Raw genomic sequence first — 17,164 nt, 5'->3', positions numbered from 1 at the left:
AACAATAACCGCGCCCCGCGAGGGCGCGTTTCCACCCGTCTCGTGAGAGGACCTGCATGATTCGCCAAACCGTCGCCGCACTCGCGCTCGCCGGCACCGCCGTTTCCGTCGCGCATGCCGCGCAACTGACCGTCGAAGAGATCGACGCCGATGCGCGCCAGCAGACCGTCTACCAGTGCGCGAACCAGAAGCAGCCCGTGCGCGTGTCGTACTGGCTCGCGGGCAACGGCCAGAGCTTCGCGCTCGTGCCGGTCAACGGGCGGCAACTGCTGTTCGTCGATACCGTGTCGGCTTCGGGCGCGCGCTATCAGGCCGGCCGCTATACATGGTGGACGAAGGGCAAGGAAGCGACGCTGCGCGACGAGATCGCCGACCTGAAGTCGCCGCCGCTGCTTGGCGACTGCGTGCAGGTCGAGAAGAAAAAGAAGAAGGGCTGAGCACCGGGCGCGATCGCGGATCGTGCCCGCCAGGCGCCAGCGCAAGCCGGCTGCCGGACCTGAAGGTCCGGCGCTCAGGCCCGCCGCGGACGCCTGGCAACGCCATTCTTGATCAGGCCCCTGATATCGCTCGACGACCGATCGGGATAGCTCGTCCGGGCCGTGCGCCGGCCGTGCGGCCTGTCCGGGCCCGCCGCGCGAACCGCCGTTGCGGCCGTTCGCGGCGTTGTCACGGACAGATGGCCGCGCAGTGCTACAATACGGCCCTTTCCGCCGGCATTCGCGCCGAACGGAGTCCGCACGGCCTGGTGTCCGGCGTTCGCATTGAACCGGTCCCAAGCGCCAGAGCGGCGCCGCGCGGCGCGCCGCGGCTCCGTCTATTTCCGAATTGTGATGAGCGCAGGCCCGGCTGGCCTGACGCACGATGTCCCCGCCGCGCCTTTTGAGCGAAACGCCACCATGTCCGATTCTGTCGCCAAGCCCGTCGACGCAACCTTCGACCAATTCGGCCTTGCCGCCGATATCCTGAAAGCCATTGTGGAGCAGGGCTATACGACGCCGACGCCGATCCAGGCGCAGGCCATTCCGGTCGTGCTCGCCGGCCGCGACGTCATGGGCGCCGCGCAAACAGGCACCGGCAAGACCGCGAGCTTCTCGCTGCCGATCATCCAGCGCCTGCTGCCGCAGGCCAACACGAGCGCATCGCCCGCGCGCCACCCGGTGCGCGCGCTGATCCTCACGCCGACCCGCGAACTGGCCGACCAGGTCGCCGCGAACGTGCATGCGTACGGGAAGCACACGCCGCTGCGCAGCGCGGTCGTGTTCGGCGGCGTCGACATGAACCCGCAGATGGCCGAGTTGCGCCGCGGCGTCGAGATCCTGATCGCGACGCCGGGCCGCCTGCTCGACCACGTGCAGCAGAAGACCGCGAACCTCGGGCAGGTGCAGATGCTGGTGCTCGACGAGGCCGACCGGATGCTCGACATGGGCTTCCTGCCGGACCTGCAGCGGATCCTGAACCTGCTGCCGAAGGAGCGCCAGACGCTGCTGTTCTCGGCCACCTTCTCGCCGGAAATCAAGAAGCTCGCGTCGACCTACCTGCGCAACCCGCAGACGATCGAGGTCGCGCGCAGCAACTCGACGAACGCGAACGTCACGCAGATCGTCTACGACGTCGCCGAAGGCGACAAGCAGGCGGCCGTCGTGCAGTTGCTGCGCGATCGCGGGCTCAAGCAGGTGATCGTGTTCTGCAACAGCAAGATCGGCGCGAGCCGGCTCGCGCGCAATCTCGAGCGCGACGGCGTGGTCGCGTCGGCGATCCACGGCGACAAGACGCAGATCGAGCGGATGCAGGCGCTCGACGCGTTCAAGCGCGGCGAAATCGAGGCGCTGGTCGCGACCGACGTGGCCGCGCGCGGCCTCGACATCGTCGAGCTGCCGGCCGTGATCAACTTCGACCTGCCGTTCAGCGCGGAAGACTACGTGCACCGGATCGGCCGTACCGGCCGCGCGGGCGCGACCGGCGACGCGCTGTCGCTGTGCAGCCCGAACGAGCGCAAGCAGCTCGCCGATATCGAGAAGCTGATCAAGCGCCCGCTCGAAGTGCAGACGCTCGCAATCGACAAGCCGGCGCGCCATCGTCAGGACGAACGTGGCGGCGAGCGTAGCGGCGACCGCAACAGCGAGCGCGGTGGCGAACGCGGTGGCCGGCGCGAACGCGACGAGCATCGCGGTGCATCGGCGCGCCGCTCGGCCGGTTCCGAGCGTAGTGGCCATCACCGTCGCCACGAAGCGCCGGTCGACGATTTCTTCCTGAAGCCGTACGAGCCGTCGGCGGCGGCGAAGCAGTCGGACGACGCACAGCCCGCGCAGCAGCCCGAGAAGAAAGGGCCGAAGCGCCAGGTCGCCGCGCTGCTCGGCGGGTTCGGGATGCCGCGCAAGCCGTCGGCTTAAGCCGGACGAACATGGCGGGGCGGCGCGCGAGCGCTGCCGGAAAAGCGGGTGCATGCGATGAGCATGTGCCCGTTTTTTATTGGGGCTGTGGTTGGATGGGGCGGGCGGGATGCGGGCTTCGCGGCGCGCGATGCCAAACCGGCACTCGATCGGCGCGAAACCGGCTCGCCGGCCGCTTTAGCCGGCCAGCGGCCCGAAGCGTTGCGCCCACGCGACCGTCGCGGCCGAGTAGAACGCATCCAGCGTCGTGCCCGCGAGCGCGCCATCGGGCGCGAGGCCCAGATGCGCGGCCGCGGCCTGCAGTGCCGGCAGCGGATCGTCGCGCTCGAGTGCGGTCGCGCCCGTCTGCTTGCTGAGCTTCTCGCCGTTTGCATCGACGACGACGGGTACGTGCAGATACCGCGGCGTCGGTACGCCGAGGCAGTGTTGCAGATGGATCTGGCGCGCGGTCGAATCGAGCAGGTCGGCGCCGCGCACGACGTGCGTGATGCGCGCATCGGCATCGTCGACGACGACCGCGAGCTGATAGGCCCATTGCCCGTCCGCGCGCTTCAACACGAAATCGCCGACTTCGGTCGCGAGGTCTTGCGATTGCGTGTGCTGCCAGCGGTCGTCGAACGTGACGATCGCCGCGTCGCCGTCCGGTACGCGTAGCCGCCATGCGCGTGCAGGCTTGCCGTGCAGACCGGTGCGGCAGGTGCCCGGATACGCGAGCGTCGTGTGGCGCTCGTGCGCGGCGCGCAGCGAGTCGGCGATTTCCTTGCGCGTGCAGCCGCACGGATAGACGAGCCCCGCTGCGACGAGCTGCTCGAGCGCGGCCGTGTACGCGGCATCGCGCGTGCTTTGCCATACGGGCGGCTCGTCGGGCGTCATGCCGAAATGCGCGAGCGTTGCGAGGATGTCGTCGGCCGCGCCGGGTACCGTGCGCGGGCCGTCGAGATCCTCGATGCGCACGAGCCATGCGCCGCCGTGCGCGCGCGCGTCGAGCCAGCTTGCAAGCGCGCCGACCAGCGAGCCGAAGTGCAGCGGCCCGGTGGGTGACGGCGCGAAGCGGCCGCGATAGCCGTTCATCGGGGCGCGGGTCGCGCGCTTACGCGGCGCTGGCTGCCTGCGCGCAGGCCGGGCACGACTTGCCGGGCACGTAGCTCGGCGACTGTTGCGCTTCCGGCGTGACGACCGCGCGGCACGCGAAGCACGTGACGTTCTCGGTAGGCTGGAGTTGCGGGTTCAGCGCGGTGCGGTAGTCGAACACGAAGCAGTCGCCGTGATAATGGGCGCCGCCGACTTCCTCGAAATACTTCAGGATCCCGCCTTCGAGCTGGTACACGTTCTCGATGCCGATTTCCTTCATGTGGATCGCGGCCTTCTCGCAGCGGATGCCGCCCGTGCAGAACGACACGACCGTCTTGCCGTCGAGATCGGCGCGGTTCGCATCGATCACTTCCGGGAATTCGCTGAACTTGTCGATCCGGTAGTCGAGCGCGTCGTCGAACGTGCCGACGTCGACCTCGAACGCATTGCGCGTATCGAGCATCACGACCGGGCGGCCCGTGTCGTCGTGGCCGCGGTCGAGCCATGACTTCAGCGTGCGCGCGTCGACGAACGGCGCGCGACCGAGTTCCGGCTTGATCGCCGGCTTCTTCATCGTGATGATCTCGCGCTTCAGGCGCACGAGCATGCGGCGGAACGGCTGCGAGTCGGACAGGCTTTCCTTGAACTGCAGCGTCGCGAACTTGCCTTCGAACAGCGGATCGTGGCGGATGTACGCGATGAACGCGTCGGCCGCTTCGCGCGTGCCGGCGATGAACAGGTTGATGCCTTCCGGCGCGAGCAGGATCGTGCCGCGCAGGTCGAGTTCGTTGCAGCGGGCGGTGACGAGCGGGCGCCATTGCTCGTTCGCGTCGAGCGACACGAAGTGGTAGGCGGCGAGGTTGACGATGGTCATGATGGTCCGACGGGAAACGGCCGCACGGCGGCCCGCAAAAAAGGGTGCGAAGCCGTGGCGATGATTCGAAAACCCGTATTATCCCGCAAACCGCTTGCGCACCGACATCCAGCCGTTTGGCCAGCCGCGCGACGTGGTGTCGCGCGCATCGGCCGAACGGCCAGTGCGGGGATTTTTTGGGCAGCCTGCGCGGCGACGCGGCTACAATAACGCCCATGTCAGATCCCCGCTTCGTTCATCTTCGCGTTCACTCCGAATTCTCGATCGCCGACGGCATCGTGCGTCTCGACGACATCGTCAAGGCGGCGGCCGCGGACGGCCAGGGCGCGCTCGCGCTCACCGATCTCGGCAACGCATTCGGCCTCGTCCGTTTCTACCAGGAAGCCCGCGGCAAGGGCATCAAGCCGATCGCCGGCTGCGACGTCTGGATCATGAATCCGGACGATCGCGACAAGCCGTCGCGGCTGCTGCTGCTCGTGAAGGACAAGGTCGGCTACCTGAATCTCTGCGAGCTGCTGTCGAAGGCATGGCTCACGAACCAGTATCGCGGCCGCGCGGAACTCGACGCGAGCTGGCTCGACGGCGAACTCGCGCAGGGGCTGCTCGCGCTGTCGGGCGCGCAGCAGGGCGATATCGGGCTCGCGCTCGCGGCCGGCAACGAAGAAGCAGCGCGCCGTCACGCCGAGCGCTGGGCGAAGGTGTTTCCGGGCGGCTTCTACATCGAACTGCAGCGATACGGCCAGCCGGGCGCCGAGGCGTACATCCAGCAGGCCGCGACGCTCGCCGCGTCGCTGAAGCTGCCGGTCGTCGCGACGCACCCGACGCAGTTCATGACCGACGACGATTTCACCGCGCACGAGGCGCGCGTGTGCATCTCGGAAGGCGACATCCTCGCGAACCCGCGGCGCCAGAAACGCTTCACGACCGACCAGTATTTCCGCACGCAGGACGACATGGTCGCGCTGTTCGCCGACCTGCCGTCGGCGGTCGCGAACACGGTCGAGATCGCGAAACGCTGCAACCTGAAGCTCGAGCTCGGCAAGCCGAAGCTGCCGCTGTTCCCGACGCCGGACGGCATGTCGCTCGACGACTACCTGGTCCAGCTGTCGAAGGAAGGGCTCGAGACGCGACTCGTGCAGCTCTATCCGGCCGAAGCCGAACGCGACGCGCAGCGCGACACGTACTACAAGCGCCTCGAATTCGAATGCGGGACCATCACGAAGATGGGCTTCCCCGGCTACTTCCTGATCGTCGCGGACTTCATCAACTGGGCGAAGAACAACGGCGTGCCGGTCGGCCCGGGCCGCGGCTCCGGCGCCGGTTCGCTGGTCGCGTACGCGCTCGGCATTACCGACCTCGACCCGCTGCGCTACAACCTGCTGTTCGAGCGCTTCCTGAACCCGGAACGCGTGTCGATGCCCGACTTCGACATCGACTTCTGCCAGCACGGCCGCGACCGCGTGATCCAGTACGTGAAGGAGAAGTACGGCGCGGACGCCGTGTCGCAGATCGCCACCTTCGGCACGATGGCAGCGAAGGCGGCCGTGCGCGACATCGGCCGCGTGCTCGACCTCGGCTACATGTTCACCGACGGCGTGGCGAAGCTGATCCCGTTCAAGCCGGGCAAGCACGTGACGATCGCCGACGCGATGAAGGAAGAGCCGCAGCTGCAGGAGCGCTACGACCACGAGGACGAAGTCCACCAGCTGCTCGATCTCGCGCAGCGCGTCGAGGGCCTCACGCGTAACGTCGGGATGCACGCGGGCGGCGTGCTGATCGCGCCCGGCAAGCTGACCGATTTCTGCCCGCTGTACACGCAGGGCGACGACGGCGGCGTCGTCAGCCAGTACGACAAGGACGACGTCGAAGCCGTCGGCCTCGTGAAGTTCGACTTTCTGGGCCTCACGACGCTGACGATCCTCGACTGGGCCGAGCGCTACATCCGCCGCCTCGATCCGTCGAAGGCCGACTGGTCGCTCGCGCAGGTGCCGCTCGACGATCCGGCTTCGTTCCAGATCCTGAAGAAGGCCAACACGGTCGCGGTGTTCCAGCTGGAAAGCCGCGGGATGCAGGGCATGCTGAAGGATGCGCAGCCCGACCGCTTCGAGGACATCATCGCGCTGGTGTCGTTGTACCGTCCGGGCCCGATGGACCTGATCCCGAGCTTCTGCGCACGGAAGCACGGCCGCGAGAAGGTCGACTATCCGGATCCGCGCGTCGAACCCGTCCTGAAAGAGACCTACGGCATCATGGTCTATCAGGAGCAGGTGATGCAGATGGCGCAGATCATCGGCGGCTACTCGCTCGGCGGCGCGGACTTGCTGCGTCGCGCGATGGGCAAGAAGAAGCCCGAGGAGATGGCCCAGCACCGCGAGATCTTCGCCGAGGGCGCCGCGAAGAACGGCCTCACGCGCGAGAAGTCCGACGAGATCTTCGACCTGATGGAGAAGTTCGCGGGCTACGGCTTCAACAAGTCGCACGCGGCCGCGTATGCACTGCTCGCGTATTACACCGCGTGGCTGAAGGCGCACCATCCGGCCGAATTCATGGCGGCCAACATGACGCTCGCGATGGACGACACCGACAAGGTGAAGATCCTGTTCGACGACTGCGTCGTGAACAACCTCGTCGTGTTGCCGCCCGACATCAACCAGTCGCATTACCGGTTCGAGCCCGTCGCCGAAGCCGACGGCAAGCGCTCGCGCACGATCCGCTACGGCCTCGGCGCGGTGAAGGGCAGCGGCCAGAACGCGATCGAGGAAATCCTGCGCGCTCGCGAGGAAAAGGCGTTCACCGACCTGTTCGACTTCTGCGAACGGATCGACCGGCGCGTCGTCAACCGCCGCACGGTCGAGGCGCTGATCCGCGCCGGGGCGTTCGATTCGCTGAACGCGAACCGCGCGCAGATGCTCGCGTCGGTGCCGCTCGCGATGGAAGCGGCCGACCAGGCCGAGGCGAACGCAATGCAGGCCGGGCTGTTCGACATGGGCGCCGAGTCGCCGCACGCGCATGCGCTCGTCGATGAACCGGCGTGGGACGACAAGCGTCGCCTGCAGGAAGAAAAGGGCGCGCTCGGCTTCTACCTGTCCGGCCACCTGTTCGACGCGTATCGCGACGAGGTGCGCCGCTTCGTGCGGCAGAAGGTCGGCGACCTGAAGGAAGGGCGTGACAAGCTCGTCGCGGGCATCATCGCATCGCTGCGCACGCAGATGACCCAGCGCGGCAAGATGCTGATCGCGCTGCTCGACGACGGTTCGGGCCAGTGCGAGATCACGATCTTCAACGAGCAGTTCGAGGCGAACAAGGCGCTGTTCAAGGAAGACGAACTGCTGATCGTGCAGGGGCAGGCGCGCAACGACGCATTCACGGGCGGCATCCGCTTCACGACCGATACCGTGATGGATCTCGAACGCGCGCGCAGCCGCTACGCGCAGGCCGTGCGGCTGACGATGAACGGCAACGCCGACGCAGCCGCGCTGCGCCGCGTGCTCGAGCCGCACGTGTCGAAGGACGATCCGGCCGCCGCGCACGCGGTCGAAGCGCCCGCGCCGCGCGGCGGCGGGCGTGACGGCGGCCGTCGCCCGCAGGCGCCGCTGCCGAACGGCCTCGCGGTCCAGATCCACTACAGCAACGCGCGGGCGCAAGGCGAAATGCGTCTCGGCGACGCGTGGCGCGTGAAGCCGAGCGACATGCTGCTCGCGGAACTGCGCGCGGCGTTCGACGGCAGTGTCGTCGAAATCACGTACTGACCGCTTCCCGACCACCGGACGGCTGTCGCGATACGCGGCCCGTCGCATCGCCATCGTGCGGTGCGGCGGGCCGTTTTTGCATCTTCGGTTACCCGGGGCTTGGGCCGGCCATCCGGACGCTATACAATCCGGCGCAAGCCGCGCTCGCACGCGCGCACACAAACGGGGGCGGATCCATGCGGCGAGCGGCAACGCGCGACAGGGCCGTCCCGGAACTGGATGCCGGGGCATCGGCCCGTCGCGACGATAAAAACTGACAGTCCACCACATGACCATGGCCAACAGGAACCCGACGGGGCGGATCCTCGTGATCCGGATTGATTTTCTGGGCGACATGCTGTGCACGACCGCGTTCCTCGGTGCGCTGAAGGAGCGCTGGCCCGGCGCAGAGCTGCATGTGGTCGCGAACCGCTACAACGCGGCCGCGCTGGCCGGCAACCCGGACGTGCACGCGGTTCACACGTACGTGTACAGCCGCCAATGCGAACGCAACGACCGTCCCGGGCGGATGCGCGCGTTCTTCGACCGGCTGCGGCTCGTGCGCCGCCTGCGTCGCTTGCGGTTCGACCTCGTGGTCGTGCCGAACGGCGGCATGCATCGCAGCAGCATGCAGTTCGCGCGCCAGCTCGGCGTGAAGGATTGCCGCTGGCACGATGCCGACACCGAATTCGACGATCGCAAGCCCGAACACGTCGCGCAGCGGCCGATGTGCCACGAGGCGCTGTCGGGGTTCCGGCTCGTGCCCGAACTCGGCCGTGCCGATCTCGACCGCCTCGCGCTGTCGGTTCATCCCGATCGCACGTTGCAGGACGAGTGGTATCGCCTGCTCGGGGAGCGCACGAAGCCGCGCGTTGGTTTGTTCGTGTCGAACAAGGCGGCCGAGCGCCGCTGGCCCGCGGACCGCTGGCGCGACCTCGGCGAGCGGCTCGCGCCGTTCGCCGACGTGATCGTGTTCCGCGATCCGGCCATCCGCAAAACCGCCGAGGACGAGGCGTGGCGCGATGTGAGCGCGCGCCATGTCGCGCCGTCGTCGGTCGCCGATCTGGTGGCTGCCGCGAGCCTGCTCGATACGATCGTGTCGGCCGACAGCGCACCCGTGCATCTCGCGTCGGCGCTCGGCGTGCCGGTTGCCGCGCTGTTCGAGGACCGTCCCGAGAAATACCTGCGCTGGCATCCGCTCGGCGTGCCGCACGTGATCCTCCGCGCCGGCGCGACCGTCGACGCGATCGGTGTCGACGCGGTCGAGCGCGCCGTGCGTCATCTGCTGCCGCAGGCCGGCCATTGCGACGAGCAGGTGACGGATGCGGCGCGCGCACGGCCGGCGGCCGCTGCGACATCCGCGGTCGTGACCATCGCTTCGTAGCGCCGGAAGAAGCACCGCACGTGGTGCAAGCGCCGGCGCGTGCCGCACTGCGTTCCGCAGGCAGGGCTTGCATCAGGGTCACGTCAGCGCGTCCTGCACGGCCGGTTCGCGATGCCGCGCCGGCTGCTGCAAAATCCTGTACATTGCCAGCCTTGTTCAGCCAGCTAGACAGACCGATTGCCGTGGCCCTGTTTTCCTCCGCCCGCCCGCCCAGAACCATCCTCGTTGCCGCGCCGCGCCGTATCGGCGACGTGCTGCTGACGACGCCGCTGGTGCGTTCGCTGAAGGCCCGCTGGCCCGATGCGCAGATCGACATGCTGGTGTTTCGCGGCACCGAGGGCGTGCTCGAGCACAATCCGGACGTGCGGCGCGTGATCGTCGTCGCGCAGCGCGCGGGATTCCGCGAGCGGCTGCGCGACGCGCTGTCGATGTGGCGCCGCTACGATCTCGCGTGCGCGGCGCTGAGCTCCGACCGGCCGCGTTTCTATAGCTGGTTCGCGGGCCGCAAACGGGTCGGCCTCGTCGATCCCGACCGCGTCACGTGGCTCACGCGGATGATGCTGAACGGGATCGCGATCAATCACCATGAATCCGCGCATACGGTCGTCAGCACGCTCGCGCTCGCACCCGTGATCGGCATCGAGCCGGTGTCCGAGGTCGTCGCGCCCGGCATCGGCGACGATCCCGCGCGGCGCGCGCGCTTCGACGCATGGCTCGCGGAGTCGCCGGCGATCCGCGACGGCAAGCCGCTGGTCGTCCTGCATCCGTATCCGATGTTCCGCTACAAGCAATGGCGGCTCGAAGGCTGGGTCGAGATGATCGACTGGCTGCGCGAGCGCGGCTTTGCGGTCGCGTTGTCGGGCGGTCCGGCCGATCGCGAGCGCGAGTATGCGGAGCAGGTCGCGGCCGAGGCGGGCGGCGACGTGCTGAATCTGGTCGGCCGCCTCACGTTCGGCGAGAGCGCGGAACTCGTGCGGCGCGCGCGGCTCTTCATCGGCCCCGACACCGGCGCGACGCACGTCGCGGCTGCGACAGGCACCGACACGATCGCGCTGTTCGGCCCGTCCGACCCGGTGCGCTGGGGGCCGTGGCCGCAGCACTGGCCCGCGACCGAGAATCCGTGGCCGCTGCGCGGTTCGGGGCGGCACGGGAACGTGTGGCTGCTGCAGGGGGAGGGCGATTGCGTGCCGTGCCGGCACGAGGGCTGCGAGCGCAAGGTCGACAGCCGCAGCGATTGCCTCGCCAATCTCGGCGCGCAGCGCGTGAAAGCTGCGGCGGCCGAGATGCTCGGGCTGGATCCGCCGAGTCCGGCCGGGGCCGTCGTCGATACGTCGCGACTGCATCGCGCCGGATCCGACTGACGACTGACGCGCGGAAGGCGCGCGTTTTTGCTGCGTTGCAGGCGGCTTGTTTTGCGACGAGCCGTACAGCCCGCTCGCTTTGACGGCGTGCCTCCACTGCCGCCGAAGCCGGCCGGCGGCAGCGCGGATGCCGTTGCGCGTTACGCGCTGCGCCTGATCGCCGACGTCTCGCGCGGCAGCGCCTCGCCGCTCGCGCCGCAACCGAGCAGGATGCCGGCCAGCAGCACGATCAGGTGCCCTTCGGCGAAATCGAGCAGCAGCGAATTCGCGAGACTGCCGATCGCGAAGATCGCGAGCCACGCGAGCAGCAAGTGTCGCGAGCGCGGATCGAGCGTGCGGCTGCCGCGCGCGATCTGCACGATCAGGTTCACGAACAACAACAGGCCGAGCGAGCCGAGCTGCACGGCCATCAGCAGGTATTCGTTGTGCGGGTTCGACGTGAGCTGGCCTTCGGCGGCCGTCTTGCCGGCCGTGAGCTTCTCGAATTCAAACTCGAGGCCGCCCGCGCCGTAACCGATCACCGGGCGCTGACGAAACAGCTCGAGCCCCTTCTTGTACCACTCGAGGCGCAACCCGGTCGACGTGGCCGCATCGCTCTGCCGGTATTGCTGCACTTCCGTCACGACCTTCACGAGCCGGCCGTTGTGAACCGTGCACGCGGCGACCACGAGCGCGACGCCGAACAGGACGAGCACGCCGGCGGCGAGCCCCGCGCGCAGCGCCGATTGCCGGCGCAGCAACAGCACGAAACGCACGGCGACGACGAGGATCAGCAGCAGCGCGATGACCTGCCCCGTGCGTCCCTGCAGCATCACGAACACGTTGACGAGCGACCACGCGGCGACGCCCGCATACGCGGCGCGGGACAGCGCCGTGCGGGCGGCAAGCGCGAGATCGGCCGCCTGGTAGAACAGCAGCGCGCCGAACATGCCGGCGGCGATATGGTTCTTGAACACCCACGCACGCGACAGCGGCAGTTGGGTCGCATACGCGGGCCCGATCGCGGTCAGCCCGAGATAGTTGGTCGTCGACAGCAGCAGGATCACGCACAACGTGCCGAACCAGCAGCGCCGCACGATCGGCGCCCAGTTCGAATGACGGAACGCGAGCACGGCGAACGGCAGCAGCAGCAGCTTGTCGTATTTGGCGACCCAGTTCCACGCCTTGTTATGCGGCGCGACCGTATATGCGACGCTGGCAGTCAGCGCGGCGAGGATCAGCAGCGCCGCGAGCGAAGCCGGGTCGGTCACGAACGAGCGCAGGTCGCGCCAGAATTCGGGGGAGATCACGAGCGCGGCGGCGAACAGCCCGCAGAAGACGTTGGTCAGCGCGGTCGAGACGGGCACCATGCAGAGCGCGGCAACGGCGAAGGCGCGGGCGGCGGTCAGGCGCCGCGTGGCGGGAGCGGAAAACGAAAGCATCGGAACCTGTCGAATGAACGAATGCGGCTTGCGGACATCGTGCTCGCGCCGCGCGTCCCGGCGGGAGCTCCGGGACGAACGGCGCAGTATACGCGAAGCAGGCGGCGTTTCTGTGCCGTTTCAGGGGCCCGATCAGCTGAATGCGCGCTTGATCCGCGAGCGCAGCAGCGCGCGCTTCAGGCGCCCGGCGACTGCCGGCGTATCGAGCGCGATGCGCGTGCCGGCCGGCTCGCCGCGATGCAGGTAGTAGCGGTCGAACGTCGCCTGGGTCATGCCCCATTTGTTCAGGAACTGGCGGCGGCCGTCGTTCTTGACGATCTTGCCCGTGCTCTTCTGCTGGAAGTGGTAGACGAGGCTGTCGCCGACGCCGAGGAAGATCCGGCAGCCGGCGTCCCAGAATTTCATCGAGAAGTCGTTGTCGCTGCTCATGCCGGGCGACAGCTCGCTGCTGTAGCCGCCGATGCGGTTCCACCAGTCGCGGTGCACGAGCGTCGGCGGCCAGGTCGAGCCGAGCCAGTCCGCGCGCGCGAGCCGCGGGGTCGCTTCGACGAGGCCTGCCGCGTCGAAATGCTCGGCATCGCGGCCGAAATTGCTGACGACGACGCACGGGTTGCGCGTGTCGACCGGCTCGATCATCGTGCCCGACAGCATGAAAAGGTCGGTCGGCATCTGTTCGATGCGGCGCACGAGCGCCGCGTCCCAGCCGGGGCAGCAGAACATGTCGTCGTTCATGTAGACGACGTAGTCGCGCGTCGCGCGCGCGGCGGCCAGGTTCACCGCATGGCAGATGCCGATGTTGGTCGGCGACGCGGTGTGCTCGATCCCTTCGCTGCGCACCCAGTCGAGCGTGCCGTCCGAGCCGTCGTTCACGTGCACGATGATCTGGTGGTCGTACGCGGAGTGGCGGCGCAGGCTGTCGACGACGAGCTTGAGGTACGGCAGGTTGTTCCAGGTCGGGATGATGATGGAGAACATGGCGGTCGGATTCGGTAGTCGTCGTGGCGGGCGGCGCGCGGTGCAGCCGTTTGGGCGGGCACGCGCGGCGCGGGCAGCCCGGCATTGTAACGCCGGGCCGGCCGCTTGCTGGCGGCGCGCAGGGGCGGGCGCTCAGCGCGCCGGTCCGTGGCCGAGCTTCAGGAAGCGGTAATACACGGTCTCCGCGTTGAACACGGCGATCATGAAGCCCGCGCGGCCGTCGAGGAACCCGCGCCGCAGCACGTAGGTGCGCACGAACGCCCAGGCGCCGCGCGCGAGTGCCTTGCCGAAGCCGCCGCGCTGGCCGGCCGCGCGGCGCTGGCGCGCGCCGGCCGTCGAATACGCGTCGAGCTTGCGCACGACGGTTTCGAAATCCTCGTACGAGTAGTGCATCAGCTTGCCGGGCAGGCGCTGCGCGGCGGTATCGAACACGAGGCGCTCGTGCACGAGATCGTCCGAGAAACGCGCGGCGCCGCGCCGGAACAGGCGTGGCACCCAGTCGGGATACCAGCCGCTGTGATGGATCCACTGGCCGCAGAAGCTCGATAGCCGGTCCAGCGCATAGACCTGCGCGGCCGGCGCGCGGATCGCGTCGCGGATCGACTGCGCGAGCTCCGGGCTGACGATTTCGTCGGTATCGAGCGACAGGATCCAGTCGGTGCCGAGCGCGTCGAGCGCGCGGTTCTTCTGCGGGCCGAAGCCCGGCCAGTCGCGCTCGACGATCACGCGCGCGCCGTGCGCCTGCGCGATCGCGACGGTATCGTCGGTGCTGCCGCCGTCGATGACGACGACATCGTCGGCGAACGACAGCGCATCGAGGCACTGGGCGAGCCGCGCGGACGCGTTGAGGGCGATGAGGGCGACGCCGAGGGAGGGTTCAGCCATGAAATCGTCGGAAAGGCGGAGAAAACGGTGAGCGGCAGTATACCCGCGGCCCGGCCGCCGGCCGCATCGGCCATGACCGTGCCGGCGGGGGCGGTGCGGCTATAATGTTGAGCCCTTTTCGGCACCCGCCCGACAGGGGCGAAATCCCGGGCGGCCACGCGCCGGGCGCCGCATCGCGGCTCAAGAAGGATTGCCTTGGAAACCCAGAACACTCTTCGCAAACCGATGGACGGCACCGGCACCTCGCCGGTCACGGTCCTGAAGCGCCTGTGGCCGTACATCCGGCCGCTCATCGGCATCGTGGTGCTCGCCGTGATGACGATGGGCGTCGTCGCGGCCACCGAAGCCGGCATTCCGGCGCTGCTCAAGCCGCTGCTCGACCATGGCTTCGGCGCACACGGCAGCGACAACGCGAAATGGTACGTACCGATCGCGGTGATCGGCCTCGCGCTCGTGCGCGGCGTATCGCAGTACGCATCGAATTACCTGCTCAACTACGTATCGAACCGCATCCTGCTGCAACTCCGGCTCGAGATGTTCCAGCGGATGCTCCACACGAGCGCGTCGTTCTTCCAGCGCGAAACCGCGAGCACGGTGATCAACGCGATCGTGTTCGAGGTCAACCAGATCCTGTCGGTGCTGACCGGCGTGATGGTCACGCTGGTGCGCGATTCGCTGACGGTGATCTTCCTGCTCGGCTACCTGTTCTACCTGAACTGGCGGCTCACGCTGATCGTCGCGGTGATCCTGCCCGGCATCGGCTGGCTCGTCAGCAAGATCAACCGCCGCCTGCGCCGCCTGAACCGCGAGCACCAGACGCTGACCAACGAGTTGTCGTACATCGTCGAGGAGACGGTCGGCGGCTACAAGGTCGTCAAGGTGCACAACGGCGAAGCGTACGAGATGGACCGCTTCACGTCGATGAGCAAGCGCCTGCGCGGCTACGCGATGCGCATGACGATCTCGGGCGGTCTCGCGCAGCCGCTCACGCAGTTCCTCGCGTCGATCGCGCTCGCGGTCGTGATCACGATCGCGGTCGTGCAGTCGACCAACGACCAGACGACGGTCGGCGGCTTCGTCGCGTTCGTCACGTCGATGCTGCTGGTGATTTCTCCGCTCAAGCACCTGATCGACGTCAACCAGCCGCTGCAGCGCGGGATGACGGCCGCCGAGCTGATCTTCGGGCTGATCGACGAGCCGGCCGAGCCGCAGGGCGGCGGCCGGCCGCTGCCGCAGGCGCGCGGCGAGATCGAGTTCCGCGGCGTGTCGTTCGACTACGGCGCAGCCGAGCGGCCGACGCTCGACCGCATCTCGTTCAAGGTCGCGCCGGGCGAGATGATCGCGCTCGCGGGCCCGTCCGGCAGCGGCAAGACGACGCTCGTGAACCTGCTGCCGCGCTTCTTCGATCCGACGGACGGCGCGATCCTGGTCGACGGCGTGCCGGTTGCCGACTACGACCTCCACGCGCTGCGCAGCCAGATGGCGATGGTCAGCCAGGACGTCGTGCTGTTCAACGACACGATCGCCGCGAACGTCGCATACGGGCAGACACCCGACCGCGTGCGCGTGCAGGCCGCGCTCGAGGCCGCGAACCTCGCCGACGCGGTCGCCGCGATGCCCGACGGGCTCGATACGCTCGTCGGCGGCAACGGGATGCGGCTGTCCGGCGGCCAGCGCCAGCGGCTCGCGATCGCGCGCGCGATCTATAAGGACGCGCCGATCCTGATCCTGGACGAAGCGACGTCGGCGCTCGATTCGGAATCGGAGCGCCACGTGCAGGCCGCGCTCGAACGGCTGATGGAAGGGCGCACGACGCTCGTGATCGCGCACCGGCTGTCGACGATCGAGCGGGCGGACCGCATCCTCGTGCTCGAAGCCGGCAAGATCGTCGAAGAGGGCAGCCACGACGAACTGCTGCGCCACGGCGGCCTCTATGCGCATCTGCACCGGATCCAGTACCAGCAGCAGGCGGCGTGATGCGCGTTCCGTTCGCGTCAGAGCGGTGTGCTAGTCTTCATTGGGCAGGCCCGGTCGTTTGCTACGACGTGACAACACGGAGGGAAGGCACGATGAAGAAGATGCACTGCATGATGCTGGCCGCGCTGATCGCGGCGGGTTTTGCCGCGCCGGCCGCAATGGCGCAGGATCACGGCAACTACGACAAGCACGACAATCACGGCATGCATCGCGGCCATGGCCCGAAACACATGCCGCCCGGCCAGGCGATGCACCGCGAGGACGACGTGCCGCCGCGCTGGGCCGACCAGCCGCGCCGCGACTGGCACAAGGGCGACCGGCTGCCCGACGAATTCCGCGACCGCCAGTACGTGATCGACGACTGGCGCGGCTACCACCTGAGCCCGCCGCCGCGCGGTTATCACTGGGTCGGCGTGGGCGGCGATCACCTGCTCGTGCAGATCGGCTCGGGCATCGTGCTGCAGATCGGCCAGTAACCTTTCCCGCCGTTTATCCGGTTGCCTGGCGTGCGCCCGGCAACCGTGTCACTTTGCCGCCGTGCGGCGGAACCAGCGCCGCTCGATTCTCGACATTCCCCAGCACACGCCCAGCGCACACACGGTGCCGAGCGTCACCTCACCGAGCCGCATCAGCGGAATGTCCCACAGCGGGCCGTTGCCCGGAAACAGCAGCACGATCGTCGCGGTCACGCCGCCGAGCCGCGCCGCGCTGCCGACGTTCAGGCACCAGCAGCAGACGATCGTGAGCGCGACCGCGAGCGCATAGGCGACGAGGCGATCGCCGCCGAGCGCGGCGCCCGCGAAGCCGAGCACGCCGCCGATCATCGCGCCGACGAACTGGTCGCGCGACAGCGACATCGTGTCGGAGTAGTTGTGCTGCGTGACGGCGATCGCGGTGACCGCCGCCCACACGGCCTGCTCGGTGTGCAGCGCACGTCCGATCGTGTATGCGAGGCACGCGCCGCAGACGGCCTGGATGGCCATCAGCACGCCTTGCACGAAACGCTCGCCGAAGGTCAGCCCCTTGAACAGATCGAAGACCGACTGCTGGATCTGCTGGCGGGCTTCGTTGAGTGTCCTGATCGTATCCATCATGAGT

The 17,164-nt window shown here is 68.3% G+C and carries 13 protein-coding genes; 7 read left to right on the top strand and 6 right to left on the bottom strand.

All coding sequences use genetic code 11. From position 1 onward, the window contains the following. Nucleotides 1-56: 56 nt before the first annotated feature. Entirely contained in the window at nt 57-437 is a 381-nt protein-coding gene (locus MRS60_RS12385; RefSeq protein ID WP_243564763.1) for an MliC family protein, read from the top strand. A gap of 393 nt (nt 438-830) precedes the next feature. Continuing rightward, nucleotides 831-2,390, top strand: coding sequence for a DEAD/DEAH box helicase (locus tag MRS60_RS12380; protein WP_034184826.1), 1,560 nt, complete (start codon nt 831-833; stop codon nt 2,388-2,390). A 177-nt stretch (nt 2,391-2,567) separates the two neighbouring features. Here MRS60_RS12380 and gluQRS read toward each other — a convergent pair whose 3' ends face one another. Next, a complete protein-coding gene (gene gluQRS / locus MRS60_RS12375; protein ID WP_131946549.1) occupies nt 2,568-3,461 on the bottom strand; it encodes a tRNA glutamyl-Q(34) synthetase GluQRS in 894 nt (297 codons plus the stop codon). Nucleotides 3,462-3,480: 19 nt separating this feature from the next. Then, on the bottom strand, nt 3,481-4,335 hold the full coding sequence (locus tag MRS60_RS12370) for a sulfurtransferase (protein ID WP_034184828.1): 855 nt from the start codon (nt 4,333-4,335) through the stop codon (nt 3,481-3,483). Between the two features lie 215 nt (nt 4,336-4,550). Between MRS60_RS12370 and dnaE the strand changes: the two genes are divergently transcribed. The 3 genes from dnaE to MRS60_RS12355 all read left to right on the top strand — a co-directional run bounded on the left by dnaE (nt 4,551) and on the right by MRS60_RS12355 (nt 10,808). Next, nucleotides 4,551-8,084, top strand: coding sequence for a DNA polymerase III subunit alpha (gene dnaE / locus MRS60_RS12365; RefSeq protein WP_243564762.1), 3,534 nt, complete (start codon nt 4,551-4,553; stop codon nt 8,082-8,084). Between the two features lie 274 nt (nt 8,085-8,358). Next, the gene (locus MRS60_RS12360; RefSeq protein ID WP_034184918.1) at nt 8,359-9,447 is read left to right on the top strand and encodes a glycosyltransferase family 9 protein; all 1,089 of its coding nucleotides are present in this window, start codon (nt 8,359-8,361) and stop codon (nt 9,445-9,447) included. A 182-nt stretch (nt 9,448-9,629) separates the two neighbouring features. Then, the gene (locus MRS60_RS12355) at nt 9,630-10,808 is read left to right on the top strand and encodes a glycosyltransferase family 9 protein (protein WP_243564761.1); all 1,179 of its coding nucleotides are present in this window, start codon (nt 9,630-9,632) and stop codon (nt 10,806-10,808) included. 140 nt (nt 10,809-10,948) lie between these two features. Here the strand turns inward: MRS60_RS12355 and MRS60_RS12350 are convergent, their stop codons facing one another. The 3 genes from MRS60_RS12350 to MRS60_RS12340 all read right to left on the bottom strand — a co-directional run bounded on the left by MRS60_RS12350 (nt 10,949) and on the right by MRS60_RS12340 (nt 14,089). Beyond that, nucleotides 10,949-12,229, bottom strand: a complete 1,281-nt coding sequence (locus tag MRS60_RS12350) for an O-antigen ligase family protein (RefSeq protein WP_034184831.1) — start codon at nt 12,227-12,229, stop codon at nt 10,949-10,951. A gap of 132 nt (nt 12,230-12,361) precedes the next feature. Beyond that, complete coding sequence (locus MRS60_RS12345; protein ID WP_105390997.1) at nt 12,362-13,204, bottom strand: glycosyltransferase family 2 protein; 843 nt, start codon at nt 13,202-13,204, stop codon at nt 12,362-12,364. A 132-nt stretch (nt 13,205-13,336) separates the two neighbouring features. Further along, the gene (locus MRS60_RS12340; RefSeq protein ID WP_034184833.1) at nt 13,337-14,089 is read right to left on the bottom strand and encodes a glycosyltransferase family 2 protein; all 753 of its coding nucleotides are present in this window, start codon (nt 14,087-14,089) and stop codon (nt 13,337-13,339) included. A 225-nt stretch (nt 14,090-14,314) separates the two neighbouring features. Between MRS60_RS12340 and msbA the strand changes: the two genes are divergently transcribed. Beyond that, on the top strand, nt 14,315-16,066 hold the full coding sequence (msbA, locus tag MRS60_RS12335) for a lipid A export permease/ATP-binding protein MsbA (RefSeq protein WP_243564760.1): 1,752 nt from the start codon (nt 14,315-14,317) through the stop codon (nt 16,064-16,066). 92 nt (nt 16,067-16,158) lie between these two features. Beyond that, nucleotides 16,159-16,542, top strand: a complete 384-nt coding sequence (locus MRS60_RS12330) for an RcnB family protein (RefSeq protein WP_034184835.1) — start codon at nt 16,159-16,161, stop codon at nt 16,540-16,542. Nucleotides 16,543-16,590: 48 nt separating this feature from the next. On the opposite strand, the gene MRS60_RS12325 is transcribed toward MRS60_RS12330, so the two are convergent. Next, nucleotides 16,591-17,157, bottom strand: coding sequence for an FUSC family protein (locus MRS60_RS12325; protein WP_243565621.1), 567 nt, complete (start codon nt 17,155-17,157; stop codon nt 16,591-16,593). Nucleotides 17,158-17,164: the final 7 nt, after the last annotated feature.

It is taken from the genome of Burkholderia pyrrocinia, assembly GCF_022809715.1.
Classification (GTDB): Bacteria; Pseudomonadota; Gammaproteobacteria; order Burkholderiales; family Burkholderiaceae; genus Burkholderia; species Burkholderia pyrrocinia_C.
Note: the sequence above shows the minus strand (reverse complement) of the source record. Positions and strands in the feature narration are given on the sequence as shown.